The following is a 12,010-nucleotide window of genomic DNA, read 5'->3' as shown; positions in this document are numbered from 1 at the left end:
TGTATGAGGCGTCATGGCCCTGTTGGACTGGATGAGCGATGTGGCCGGGCCCGTGGTCCGGGGCGACGGGGTGCTGCTGCGCCCGCCGCGCGCGGCCGACCATGCCGCCTGGTCGGTCCTGCGCGACGGCTCGCGCGACTATCTCCAGCCCTGGGAGCCGGCCTGGCCCGACGACGACCTGACCAAGGCCGCCTTTCGCCGCCGCCTGTCGATCTATGCGCGCGAGATGGAGTTGGGCAACGCCTGGCCCTTCTTCGTCTTCATCGACGAGGGGCGCACCCTGGTCGGCGCCGTGACCCTGTCGAACGTGCGGCGCGGCGTGGCCGAAACGGGGACCCTGGGCTACTGGATCGGCCGGCCCTTCGCGGGACGTGGTCACACCACCGCAGCGGTGCGCGGCGTGGTCGGCTTCGCCTTCGACCGGGTCAAGCTGCATCGGCTGGAGGCGGCCTGCCTGCCGACCAATCTGGCTTCGCGCCGGGTGCTTGAGAAATCGGGCTTTCGCAACGAGGGCCGGGCCCGGGCTTATTTGAAAATTAACGGCGAGTGGGCAGACCATCTCCTGTTCGGCCTCGTCGAGGACGAGTTCGATCGCACCGGCCGCGACCCGTCGTCGTGAGGGAAGAGTGACGCCTTGAATACGCGAGCCCGATCCCTGGCCTGGGACGCGACGACCGCCATAGAGGCGCTCGCGGCCGCCGACACGGCCCTGTGGATCTGGACGCCGTCCGAGGATCAGATTCGGTTCACGGGCGCGACGCGCGCCCTGGGCCTGGGGCCGCTGGCGCCGGAATGTTCGGGCGCGGGCTTCGTCGCCCTGGCCCTGCCCCAGGACCGGTCGCTGGCCGAACAGATGCTGAAGCCCAAGGCCGAGGGGACCGAGGTGGTCGTGCGTCTGCGCATGCGCGGGTCCGAGACCTGCCTGTGGCGCGGCGTCTGGCTGGAGGACGGCCTGCGCGCCGCCGGCGTCGTCGCGCTGGAGACGCGGCTGGCGGGGCTGGAGCGCGACGTTCTGACGGGCCTCCTGGATCGGCGCGCCTTCCTGGCCCGCATCGCCGAGGTGCTGACCAAGCCGGGCGAATACGAACTGGTCGTGGGCGACGTGGATCGTCTGCGGCGGTTGAACGAGGCCCTGGGTCACGAACGCACCGACCTGGTCCTGTCGGCCCTGGCCTCGCGCCTGGCCGCCGCCTTCCCCCAGGACGCCTCGGCCGCCCGCATCGGCGAGGACGAGTTCGCCATCATCGTGCCCAAGACCGCCGCCCACACCAGCTATCGCGTGCGCGAGGCGCTGGAACAGCCGCTGCGCGTCGCCGGTTTCGACATCTATCCGACCGTCTCGATCGGCGCCTTGGTGGTCGAAGGCGGCCCCGACGCCCCCGATGCGGCCGAGCTGCTGCGCCGGGTCGAACTGGCGGTGGAATCGGCCAAGGCCGCGGGGCGTGGCGGATCGGCCGCCTATGGCCGGGCGCTGGAAAGCGACAGCCTCAGCCGTCTGGCGTTGGAGGCGGACCTGAGAAACGCCTTCGTGCGCGGCGAGATCGTGCCCTTCTTCCAGCCTATCGTGAACCTGAACACCGGGGCGGTCGCCGGCTTCGAGGCCCTGGCGCGCTGGCGTCACCCGCGTCGCGGCCTGGTGCCGCCGGACGAGTTCCTGGGCCTGACCGCCGACCTGGGCATGATGAACGAACTGGGCCTTCTGATGATGACCCAGTCGGCCCGGCAGCTGGCCGAGTGGCTGGAGCGTCACCCCCTGGCCGGCCGCCTGTTCTGCAGCGTCAATCTGTCGGTCGGCGAGATCGAACGCCCGCACCTGTGCGAGGACGTGGCCCGCGTCATCAAGGAAAGCGGCCTGCCGCGCGGCGCGCTGAAGCTGGAAGTCACCGAAGGCGACATCATGCGCGACACCGAGCGGGCGGCCGAGGTGCTGCAGTCGCTGAAGGACGTCGGGGCGTCGCTGGCGCTGGACGATTTCGGCACCGGCTTTTCGTCCCTGTCCTATCTGGCGCGCCTGCCGTTCGACACGCTGAAGATCGACCGCTATTTCGTGCTGACGATGAACAAGGACGAGGGCTCGGCCAAGATCGTCAAGTCGGTGGTCAACCTGGGCCGCGACCTGTCGCTGGAGGTCGTCGCCGAGGGGGTGGAGAACGCCGAACTGGCCCGGCTGCTGCTGGAGGCCCAGTGTCATTACGGCCAGGGCTTCGGCTACGCCCCCGCCCTGCCCGCGCAGGAGGCCGAGGTCTATCTGGCCGAAAGCCTGGCCGACGGCTCGGCGCCGATCAAGCAGCGGTCGGCCTGAGGTCGGATCCGATGGTGGTCCGCCCGTGACCGACGCCCGACTGGAAATCGCCGCAGGCTTCGCGACCGCCCAGGGACCGAAGGCCGACAATCAGGATTTCGGCGGCGTCCACATCGGCACGGCGGCCGAGCAGCGCGAACATGGGGTGGTCGCCGTCATCGCCGACGGAGTTTCGGGCTCCAGGGCCGGTCGGATGGCGGCCGAGCTGACGACACGCAGCTTCATCGACGGCTATCTGGACCAGAACCCGTTGAACGGCATCGCCCCGAACGGGATCAAGGCGCTGAGGGGCTTTAACCGCTGGCTCCACGCCAAGGGGCGCAGCGACCCGGCCATGGAGGCGGCGGCCACCACCTTCACCGCCCTGATCCTGCGCGGGCGCGAGGCGACGGCCCTGCACGTCGGCGACAGCCGCGCCTGGCATTTCCGCGACGGCGTCCTGACCCGGCTGACCGAGGATCACACCCGCGCCCAGCAGGGTCTGAGCCATGTGCTTTACCGCGCGGTGGGCATAGAGGCGGACGTCAAGCTGGACGTGCGCCAGGTCCGGCTGGAGCCGCACGACCGGCTGCTTCTGACCACCGATGGGGTGCATGGAGTGCTGACGGACGCCGTCATCGCCGGACTATTGGCGCGGCGCGGATCGCCGGACGCCGACGCACGCGCCCTCCTGGCCGAGGTCGAGGCGGCGGGCGCGCGCGACAACGCCACCGCCATCGTCATCGACGTGGTCCGCACCGGCGCGCCGGACTGGGAGGCGATCACCGCCGAGGCGGAAGGTTTGGCTATCCTGCCCCCGCCCGAAACGGGCGAGGTCGTGGACGGCTTTCAACTGCAGCGGCTGGTGGCGGACGGGCGATACACGCGCCTGTTCCTGGCCAAGGATACGCTGGGCGAACATGGGGCCGTGGTGCTGAAGTTCCCCAAGCCCGCCGTGGTGTCCGAACGCGGCGCGCGCACCGCCTTCCTGCGCGAGGCCTTCATCGGCCGCCGCATCGACAATCCCTTCGTCGGCAAGGTCCTGACCCTGGATCCCGGCCGGCAGAGTCGTCTTTATATCGCCCAGCCCTTCTACGCGGGGCGGACCCTGCATGCGCGGCTGGCCGACGAAGGGCCGCTGGAGATCGCCGAGGGCGTCGCCGTGGCGCTGAAGCTGGCGCGCGCGGTGTCGAGCCTGCACCGGGCGGGCGTCACCCATCGCGACATCAAGCCCGACAATGTGATCCTGGAGGGGAACGGCGGACTGAAGCTGGTGGACCTGGGCGTCGCGCGTCTGCGTCAGGCCGAGGAGTTCGCCGAGGCCGAGGCGCCCGGAACCGCCGGCTACAAGGCGCCCGAGATGTATGCGGGGCAGAGCGGCGATCCCGCCACCGACCAGTTCGCCCTGGGCGTGACCCTGTATCGGCTGTTCACGGCGACCTATCCCTGGGGGGCGGTCGATCCGGCCGACGCCCCGCGTTTCGACCGGGCGCCGACCCCCGCCTCGCGGCGGCGGCCCGACATGCCGGCCTGGCTGGAGGCCGCCCTGATGCGCGCCGTCGCGGTCGATCCGAACGAGCGGTTCGAGGACGTCGAGGAGCTGATCCATGTGCTGGAGACGGGCAGCGCCGTCGCCGCCCCGCCGCCGCGCCGGCTGTCGCTGATCGAACGCGATCCGGTGCGGTTCTGGCAGGGCGTCAGCCTGATCCTGCTGCTGGCCTTCCTGATCTCGATGGCGACGCGCTGAGGCGCGTCGCGCCTGCTTCATGCCGGGCTCAGGCCTGTCTCAGGCGCGGCCGCCCTGGCTGGACAGCATGGCGGCATCCACGCCCAGTTGAGCCAGGGCGCGGGTCCATTTGGAGCCATGGTCGGCGTCGAAGATCAGGTCCAGGTCCGCTTCGGCCGTCAGCCAGACGTTTTCGGCCAATTCGTCCTCCAACTGGCCCTCGCCCCAGCCGGCGTAACCCAGCAACAGGGCCGAGCGGCGCGGGCCGCCCACGTCGTCGGTCATGGCCGCCAGGGCCTCGCGCGTGCCCGTCATGGCCAGGCCGTCGCCAAAGGCCAGGCTGTCGTCCCCGATCATCCAGTCGTCGGTGTGCAGGACAAAGCCGCGCTCGCGCTCGACCGGTCCGCCCATCAGCACGGCGCGGCCGATGGACTGATCGGGGGCGGGGGCGTCCAGCTTGTCCAGAACTGTCTTGAGGTCAACGCCCGGCGCGGGCCGATCCAGCCTCAGGCCCATGGCGTGATCGGGGCCGTGGGCGCAGATCAGGATGACGGCGTGTTCGAATCGGGGATCGCCGATGCCGGGCATGGCGACCAGCAGTCGGCCGGTCAGGGAGGGGACTTCGCTCATGGTCCCCGCATCATCGGGTCGGAAACGGGCGGACGCAAGGCGAAGGGAACGATCGGGCGTCTGGGCGCTTGCGGTCACGGCCCCAGCTTCTATGTGTCGCAGGCGCTGTTCCATTTTCCGGACCCCAACCCCGCGCGGAGATCCCTCATGACCATCCAGATCGGCGATCGCATTCCCGACACCACCCTGGCCCAGGCCACGGCCGATGGGCCCAAGCCCGTCAGCACCGCCGATGTCTTCGCGGGCAAGACCGTGGCCCTGTTCGCCGTGCCCGGCGCCTTCACCCCGACCTGTTCGGCCCGCCACCTGCCGGGCTTCAAGGACCATCTGGCCGACATCAAGGGCAAGGGCGTCGACACTGTGGCCTGCATCTCGGTCAACGACGCCTTCGTCATGAAGGCCTGGGCCGAAAACCAGGGCATCACGGACGACAGCATCGTCATGCTGGCCGACGGTAACGGCGACCTGACGCGCGCCCTGGGCCTGGTGCTGGACGGCACGGGCTTCGGTCTGGGCGAGCGGTCGCAACGCTATTCGATGCTGGTTAAGGACGGCGTCGTGACCCAGTTGAACATCGAGCAGGGCGGCGAGTTCAAGGTCTCGTCGGCCGAGCACCTGCTGGCGCAGCTCTAAAGTGGATCAATCCACGCTATCGCTTCGCTACTTGAGCGTGGATTGATCGTGAATACCGATGTGTTCAGCCCGGAGAAGCGCAGCGCCGTGATGCGTCGCGTGAAGGGGCGGGATACGTCGCCGGAACTGGCCGTGCGCGCCATCCTGCGCGCGGCCGGGATCGGCTATCGGCTGGGCGGCTGCGGCCTGCCCGGTCGGCCGGACGTGGTGATGAAGGGCCGCCGCACGGTCGTCTTCGTCCACGGCTGTTTCTGGCACGGCCACGATTGCGCGCGCGGATCGCGCAAGCCCAAGGCCAACGCCGAATACTGGACCGCAAAGATCGACCGCAACCGCGCCCGCGACGCCCGTGTCGAGGCCGGCCTGATCCTGGCGGGCTGGCGGGTGCTGAGCGTGTGGGAATGCGAACTGCGCGAACCCGGCTTCGCCGCGCGCCTGACGGCGGCCGTCAAGGCTCAGGCCGCCTCGTCGGCCGCCTGAGCGTCGATCTCGGACAGGACGTGCTGCAGGGCGCCCAGCAGGGCCGGCGGCGTAAGGGGCTTGGACACGAAATAGGCCATGCCCGCCGCCTGACAGGCGGCGATGTCCTCGGGCGCCGTGTCGGCCGTGACCGCGATCACCGGGGTGCGGGCGTTGGGGCCGTCGCCGGCGCGCAGTCGGCGGGTCGTCTCGCGGCCGTCCAGCTCGGGCATCCGCACATCCATGAAGATGACGTCGAAGACCGTCTCGGCGCAGCGGTCCAGGGCGATCATCCCGTCGGCGGCGGTGGTGATCTCGCACCCCAGCGGCTGGAGGATCAGCTGCACCGCGCGGCGGTTGATGTCGTGATCGTCCACCACCAGCAGGCGTAGGGGCCGGTCTTCGTCTTCCTGTGGTTCGCCCTCGGCGGCGCTCTCGGCAGGCGACGGCGGGACGGCGGGTTCGATTTTCGGTTCGACCGCAGCCGGCGCGGGTGGGGCGACGGGCGGAGCCGCGGGCGCGAGGGGCTGGTTCGGCGCGACCAGGGCGCGGGCGACCGCCAGGCGGCTCTCGTCCAGCCCTTCGATCGGGGTCTCGGCCACGGCCGTGGCGGCGCCCGCCGCCAGGAACAGGGAGACGGTGAACCGCGCGCCCTGGCCGGGGGCGCTGCGGGCCGTCAGCCGGCCGCCCATCAGCTCCACCAGATCGCGGCTGATGGCCAGACCCAGTCCGCTGCCGCCGTGGCGCGCGCTGACGCCCTCCTGGGTCTGGTCGAACGGGTTGAACAGGCGGGTCAGCTGGTCGGTCGACATGCCCGGCCCGGTGTCGGCCACCTCGATCAGCATCAGATAGCCGCCGGGCTCCTCGCTCCAGGCGTCCAGCCGCACGGTGATCGTGCCCGCCTCGGTGAACTTGACGGCGTTGGAAATCAGATTGTTCAGAACCTGGCGCAGCCGCATGGGATCGCCGCGCACCGCGCGCGGAACCCCGCCCGTGCTTTCCAGCCGCAGCTTCAGCCCCTTGGCTTCGACCGGCCCGCGCCACAGCCGGATTGTCTGGGCCAGCAGCTTGCGCAGGTCGAAATCGACGGTCTCGACCGTCATCCGTCCGGCGCCGATCTTGGAATGGTCCAGCAGGTCGTCCAGCAGGGCCTTCATCATCAGGCCGGCGTCGGTGATCAGATCGACATTGGCGCGCGTCTGCGCGTCATGGTTCTGAATCTCGGCCGCCCCGGTCAATATGGCGCCGATGGGGGTGCGCAGGTCGTGGCCGACGGCGGCCAGGAAGACGGTGTGGGCGGCCAGATCCTGTTCCGCCTTCAGCCGCAGACGATCTGCCTCGGCCTTGGCGCTCAACCCCTTCTCGATGGCTTCGCTCATCTTGCGCCAGCCCAGGACGATGTAGAGGAAGAAGGCGGCGACGGCGGCCGTGGCGCCGATGACCAGAGAGGCCGGCGCGTCATAGGCCGCCGCGCTCATCGGGATGGCCGCCATGTAGAAGAAATAGGGCGCGACATTGGCGATCAGGATCGCCTTGGAACGCGGCGTGTTGATCATGACGAACAGCAAAGCCGCCGGTGTGATCAGGGCCGCGCAGATGGCCCCGGCCGCACCGCCGGTCAGCCACATCGGCACGGACAGGAAGCCGAAGAACAGGGCGCCGGACGAAATGGCCGCCAGACCCAGCGCCTTGCGCCAGCGTGGCAGGACCGCCGGCGTCGCCCGCGCCGCCGGACTGAAGATCACCTGCTCCAAGAGCTGGATCGCGATATAGATCGCCGCCCAAAGCAGGCTGCCGGTCCAGCCGATCAGCGGACTGACGACCATGGCGATGGCCACGCCCATGGCCGCGCGCTGAGGCAGGGCCGCGCGCCGCTGACGCAGGGCCACGGTCCAGACCGCGTCGTCGTTATCGAGCTCGGTGCTCTTGGTCATGCAATGTCCCGACCGCGCGCCCTCAGGGTTCGCCTTCGAACATTGTGCGCAGGGGTGACTAACGCTCCGTCAACGGGCGGCGCCGACCGCCTCGGACACGGCGGAAAAACCGTCGGCGCGCAGACGATCCGCCAGATCGCGCTTGATGCGGCCGACCAGGCCCGCCCCTTGGTAGATCAGGGCGGAATAGATCTGCACCGCCGTCGCGCCCAGCCGGATGCGGGCGTAGGCCTCGGCCCCGCTGTCGACGCCGCCGACCGCGATCAGCGGCAGGCGACCTTGGGCGGCCTCGGCGGCGGCGCGAAGGGCCTTTTCGGCGAAGGGGCGGATCGGCGCGCCCGACAGGCCGCCGGCTTCCTGCGCCTGGGGCGAACGCAAGGTCTCGGGCCGTTCCAGCGTGGTGTTGGACACGATGAGGCCGTCGATCTGGTGGGCCAGCGACGCCTCCACGATCATGCCGATCTCGTCGGCGATCAGGTCGGGCGCGATCTTCAGGAAGACGGGCACGCGCCGGGGGGCTGCGGCGGGGCGGGCGGCGTCGATGCGGCCCAGCAGATCGTCCAACTGCGCGCGGCCCTGAAGCGCGCGCAGGCCCGGCGTATTGGGCGAAGAGATGTTGACGGTGAAATAGGAGGCGCGGCCGGCCAGCCTGGTCAGACCCGCGACATAGTCCGCCGCCTTGTCCTCCGTGTCCTTGTTGGCCCCCAGATTGGCGCCGACGACGACGCCGGACGGGCGCCGATCCAACCGGGCGGCGAAGGCGTCCAGGCCGGCGTTGTTGAAACCCATCCGGTTGATGATCGCCCGGTCCTCGCTCAGGCGGAACAGGCGGGGCCGGGGATTGCCGGGCTGGGGCCGCGGCGTGACCGAGCCGCATTCCACGAACCCGAACCCCAGCCGCGACAGGCCGCGCAGCGCCTCGCCGTTCTTGTCCAGCCCGGCGGCCAGGCCGACCGGATTGGGCAGGTCCAGACCCGCCAGCCGGGTGCGCAGGATCGGATCGTCGGCGCGCGCGGGCGGCAACGGCAGGACCGACAGTCCCTTGATCGCCAGGCGGTGGGCCTGTTCCGGGTCCATCCGGCGCAGCAGGGCGCCGCCCAGATCGATCACGCTCATCGACCGTCCTCGAACCGCATCTCGCCTTCGACCGTCACGGAAAAGGCGCGCGACGCCGTGACCGCCGCGACGGGCAGGGGCGCATACAGATGTGGAAACAAGGCCCCGCCGCGCGACGGCTCCCACACCAGTTCGTCTTCGAAGCGGCTCAGGTCCACGCTCAGCAGCAGCAGGTCCGACCGCCCGGCGAAATGCTTTAGCGCCGTCTCGGCCAGCTGATCCTGGGTCGACATATGGATGTAGCCGTCGGCGAGATCGACCGGCGCGCCCTCGTAGCGGCCCTCGGCGACGGCCGCGCGCCATTCGGCCGCGTCCACGATCTTGTAGGCGATCTCGGTCATCCGGCGTCGCTCAAGAACTGGGGGCCCAAGGATTGGGGCGTCAGGAAGCCTTCATAGGCGCAGCGTCCCGCCACATCGACGGTGAAGACGGCCGCCGCCCCCGTCGGAAACCCGCCCGCCAGCCGGTCGGTCACGGCGGGCGAGGCGGCGCTTTCCGTCAGATATTCGACCGCCAGAACATGGACGCCCGGATTGTGCGCCAGGATCAGCAGGCAGCCGGCCTCTTCCTCGCTGTTCTCCACGAACCGGCGCAGGGTGTCGGCCGAGGCGTTGTACAGGGCGGGCTCGTCGCGCACCTCCACATCGCCCAGGGCGTCGTGCATCTGGGCCCAGGTCTGGCGCGTGCGCGTCGCGGTCGAGACCAGGGCCAGGTCTGGGCGCAGGCCGCGTTCGGCCAGGGCGCGTCCCATCAGGGCGGCGTCGCGCAGGCCCGTTTCAGACAGGGCGCGCGCCTCGTCCCCGCCGGCGGGGGCCGAAGGCTGGGCCTGGGCGTGGCGCATCAGGATCAGTCGGTGCATGACCCTCGCCATAAGGCGGTTCGCCTTCGCCGAACAGATGGGACGGCGCACAACTCCGCGTCAATCCAGAGGACTCAGTCCGGGGGTGCGGCGGTCTGGGCGACCGGCTGTGGCGTCAGGGCGGGCTTGGCGACCCGCTGGGCCTGGCCGCTGGGTCGGATGCGGGCATAGGCCTGGCGCGTGGCCTCCAGCAGGATCAGCCCCGCCGCGCCTGGCGCGACATGGCGGCCGATCTGTTCGAACCCGTCGGCCAGGGGCAGCAGCGGCTCCCACGGCGGCGCATACAGGGTCTGGGACCAGGCCACGGGCTCCAGCCCAGCCTCGCGCACCAGCCGCTCCAACTGGCGACGAGTGAAGGGCCGACCGTGGCCGAAGGGGGTGTTGTCCGCCCGCGCCCACAGGCCGCCGCGCGCCGCCGCCGCCAGGATGATCCGACCGGTGGGCGCCAGCGCCCGCACGGCTTCCAGAAGCAGCACCGCCGGATCGTCGGCCTCTTCCAGCGCATGGACCAAAAGAATGCGGTCGAAGGCGCCGGCGACGAAGGGCAGGCGGCGGTCGTCCACCAGCAGGGTGCGGTTGCGTCCCACGGTCGGCCATTGTTCGACACCCTGGCCGCCCGGCATGGCCGCGACCACGCGCCGCGCGCCGACGAAGGCGTCCAGCCACGGGGTCGCGTAACCCAGGCCCAGCACGTCGCAGTTGGTCGCCTCGCCCCAGGCGTCCTCCAGCCGCCGGGCCAGCAGCCGCCGCGCCAGGGCGCCGGTCGGCTCGCCGTAGAAGGTCCGAAGCTCGTCGATGCTGCGCCGCATGGTCGCCACTATAGGCCGGGGATCGTCGGTCCTGCTAGGATGCCGCCATGACCCTGGATGTCCATCTGTTCCCGTGCCGCAGCGACAACTACGGCTTTCTGATCCGCGATGCGGCGACCGGCGTGGTCGCCACGGTCGATACGCCCGACGCCGACCGGATTCTCCACGCGCTTCAAGGGTTGGGCTGGGGCCGGCTGGATCTGATCCTGAACACCCACTGGCACCCCGACCATACCGAGGGCAATGCACGGCTCAAGGCCGAAACAGGCTGTGAAATCATCGGGCCGGAAGAGGTCGCCCGCGTCGCCCCCCTGGACCGGGCGGTCGGGGACGGCGACCTCGTCCAGGTCGGCGACACCCAGTTCCAGGTCACGGCGACGCCGGGTCACACCCTGGGTCACGTCGTTTATCGCTCGGCGGCGGACGACCTGGCCTTCGTCGGCGACACCCTGTTCGCCCTGGGCTGCGGCCGCCTGTTCGAGGGCACGGCCGAACAGATGTTTGACAGCCTGCAGCGGTTGAAGGCCTGGCCTGATCGGACCGTGCTGTGGTGCGCCCACGAATATACGGCCTCGAACGCCCGCTTCACCCTCAGCCTGGACGACCGGCCCGAGACCCGCGCCCATGCCGAGGCGATCTTCGCGGCGCGTGACCGGGGCGAACCCACGGTGCCGACGCGACTGGACGTAGAGCTGCGGTTCAACCCCTTCCTGACGGCGACGAGCGCCGAGGAATTCGCCGCGCGCCGGGCGGCCAAGGACGGCTTCAGCGGCTGAGCACGTCGTCGGCGACCAAACGCACGATGCGGGCCGAGGACGGCCGGCCCGCGACCCCGGCGCCGGGCTCGATGATGATCCGCAGCGTGCCGTTTCGGAAGCTGGACTGGCTGACGCGGCCCTGGTCCGACACTTCGATGCGGCGGATCTTGTCGGCCTCGCGTCGCAGATTGGGCGAGCGCGCCATGCGGGCCACGGCGTCGATGGCCGTCGACAGGGCGTCGGCCGCCACGGCCTCTGACCCCGGCTGGATGTCCACGTCCACCACCACCAGCCGGCCCAGGGTGCGGCTGGCCCGGTCGCTCTGTCGGACGATGTAGTTCCACATCTGCATCGGCGTCAGGCCCGGCGACGCCAGGGGCGCGGCCTCGCCCGCCTGGGACACCGGCGAGCCTTGCGGCGCCGTGGTGGTGTAAAGGGTCAGGCCGCCGTCCGCCGTGACCCGCAGAACCTGATCGCCGTTGTCGTTGCGATAGATGATGTCGCCGCGCGGGGCGGGCGTGGGACGCAGCACCCAGATCTCGGTCGAGCGGTCGAACCGCAGCAGAGGCCGGGCCCCCGTCACATCCAGGGTGAACCCCTGACCCGTTCCCGCGACATAGCGGGCCGAGGGCGGCAGGCTGCGACGGGTCTGGGCCTGGCTTTCGGTTGGAACCAGGACGGGCGCGACGGCGCACAGGCTGGCGCCCCCCGCGACGGCGACGAACGCCATCGCGGTCAGGAGCGGCGATTTTTTCGCCCTGACCGATCCCGTCAACTTCATGGAAGAACGGATGAAAGCCGCGCG

Annotated in this window: 13 protein-coding genes; 6 read left to right on the top strand and 7 right to left on the bottom strand. The window is 70.5% G+C overall.

What is annotated here, in order from left to right; translation table 11 throughout:
• The first annotated feature begins 13 nt into the window (after positions 1-13).
• From ACWPV3_RS01065 to ACWPV3_RS01055, 3 genes are read left to right on the top strand one after another with little or no spacing between them, the layout of a single operon-like run.
• A complete protein-coding gene (locus ACWPV3_RS01065; RefSeq protein WP_292086656.1) occupies positions 14-619 on the top strand; it encodes a GNAT family N-acetyltransferase in 606 nt (201 codons plus the stop codon).
• A 15-nt stretch (positions 620-634) separates the two neighbouring features.
• Positions 635-2,302: a putative bifunctional diguanylate cyclase/phosphodiesterase gene (locus ACWPV3_RS01060; protein WP_292086657.1), complete on the top strand. Its 1,668-nt coding sequence runs from the start codon at positions 635-637 to the stop codon at positions 2,300-2,302.
• Positions 2,303-2,327: 25 nt separating this feature from the next.
• Positions 2,328-4,028: a bifunctional protein-serine/threonine kinase/phosphatase gene (locus tag ACWPV3_RS01055; RefSeq protein ID WP_453976507.1), complete on the top strand. Its 1,701-nt coding sequence runs from the start codon at positions 2,328-2,330 to the stop codon at positions 4,026-4,028.
• A 39-nt stretch (positions 4,029-4,067) separates the two neighbouring features.
• On the opposite strand, the gene ACWPV3_RS01050 is transcribed toward ACWPV3_RS01055, so the two are convergent.
• Positions 4,068-4,637 carry a YqgE/AlgH family protein gene (locus tag ACWPV3_RS01050; protein ID WP_453976506.1) on the bottom strand — a complete coding sequence of 190 codons (570 nt, stop codon included), beginning with the start codon at positions 4,635-4,637 and terminating at the stop codon, positions 4,068-4,070.
• Between the two features lie 147 nt (positions 4,638-4,784).
• Between ACWPV3_RS01050 and ACWPV3_RS01045 the strand changes: the two genes are divergently transcribed.
• Positions 4,785-5,270 (top strand): peroxiredoxin, encoded by a 486-nt coding sequence (locus ACWPV3_RS01045; RefSeq protein ID WP_292180529.1) that lies wholly within the window; start codon positions 4,785-4,787, stop codon positions 5,268-5,270.
• Positions 5,271-5,318: 48 nt separating this feature from the next.
• Positions 5,319-5,750 carry a very short patch repair endonuclease gene (locus ACWPV3_RS01040; RefSeq protein WP_292086661.1) on the top strand — a complete coding sequence of 144 codons (432 nt, stop codon included), beginning with the start codon at positions 5,319-5,321 and terminating at the stop codon, positions 5,748-5,750.
• On the opposite strand, the gene ACWPV3_RS01035 is transcribed toward ACWPV3_RS01040, so the two are convergent.
• From ACWPV3_RS01035 to ACWPV3_RS01015, 5 genes are all read right to left on the bottom strand, one after another.
• Positions 5,726-7,663: a hybrid sensor histidine kinase/response regulator gene (locus ACWPV3_RS01035; protein ID WP_453976505.1), complete on the bottom strand. Its 1,938-nt coding sequence runs from the start codon at positions 7,661-7,663 to the stop codon at positions 5,726-5,728. The two genes, ACWPV3_RS01040 and ACWPV3_RS01035, sit on opposite strands and share 25 nt — an antisense overlap.
• 69 nt (positions 7,664-7,732) lie before the next feature.
• Entirely contained in the window at positions 7,733-8,779 is a 1,047-nt protein-coding gene (locus ACWPV3_RS01030; RefSeq protein ID WP_453976504.1) for a quinone-dependent dihydroorotate dehydrogenase, read from the bottom strand.
• Complete coding sequence (locus ACWPV3_RS01025) at positions 8,776-9,120, bottom strand: DUF952 domain-containing protein (protein ID WP_453976503.1); 345 nt, start codon at positions 9,118-9,120, stop codon at positions 8,776-8,778. Before ACWPV3_RS01025 ends, ACWPV3_RS01030 begins: the two co-directional genes overlap by 4 nt.
• Positions 9,117-9,638, bottom strand: a complete 522-nt coding sequence (locus ACWPV3_RS01020) for a SixA phosphatase family protein (protein WP_453976502.1) — start codon at positions 9,636-9,638, stop codon at positions 9,117-9,119. The genes ACWPV3_RS01025 and ACWPV3_RS01020 overlap by 4 nt, the downstream gene beginning before the upstream one ends.
• 74 nt (positions 9,639-9,712) lie before the next feature.
• On the bottom strand, positions 9,713-10,447 hold the full coding sequence (locus ACWPV3_RS01015) for a methyltransferase domain-containing protein (RefSeq protein ID WP_453976501.1): 735 nt from the start codon (positions 10,445-10,447) through the stop codon (positions 9,713-9,715).
• Between the two features lie 47 nt (positions 10,448-10,494).
• Here ACWPV3_RS01015 and gloB point away from each other — a divergent pair, with 47 nt between their 5' ends.
• Complete coding sequence (gene gloB / locus ACWPV3_RS01010; RefSeq protein ID WP_453976500.1) at positions 10,495-11,223, top strand: hydroxyacylglutathione hydrolase; 729 nt, start codon at positions 10,495-10,497, stop codon at positions 11,221-11,223.
• Here the strand turns inward: gloB and ACWPV3_RS01005 are convergent.
• The gene (locus ACWPV3_RS01005) at positions 11,213-11,935 is read right to left on the bottom strand and encodes a DUF4908 domain-containing protein (RefSeq protein ID WP_453976499.1); all 723 of its coding nucleotides are present in this window, start codon (positions 11,933-11,935) and stop codon (positions 11,213-11,215) included. The two genes, gloB and ACWPV3_RS01005, sit on opposite strands and share 11 nt — an antisense overlap.
• Positions 11,936-12,010: the final 75 nt, after the last annotated feature.

Source organism: Brevundimonas sp. Marseille-Q4549, assembly GCF_976940555.1.
The sequence above is the reverse complement of the archived record's forward strand: the minus strand, read 5'-3'. Positions and strand labels throughout refer to the sequence as shown.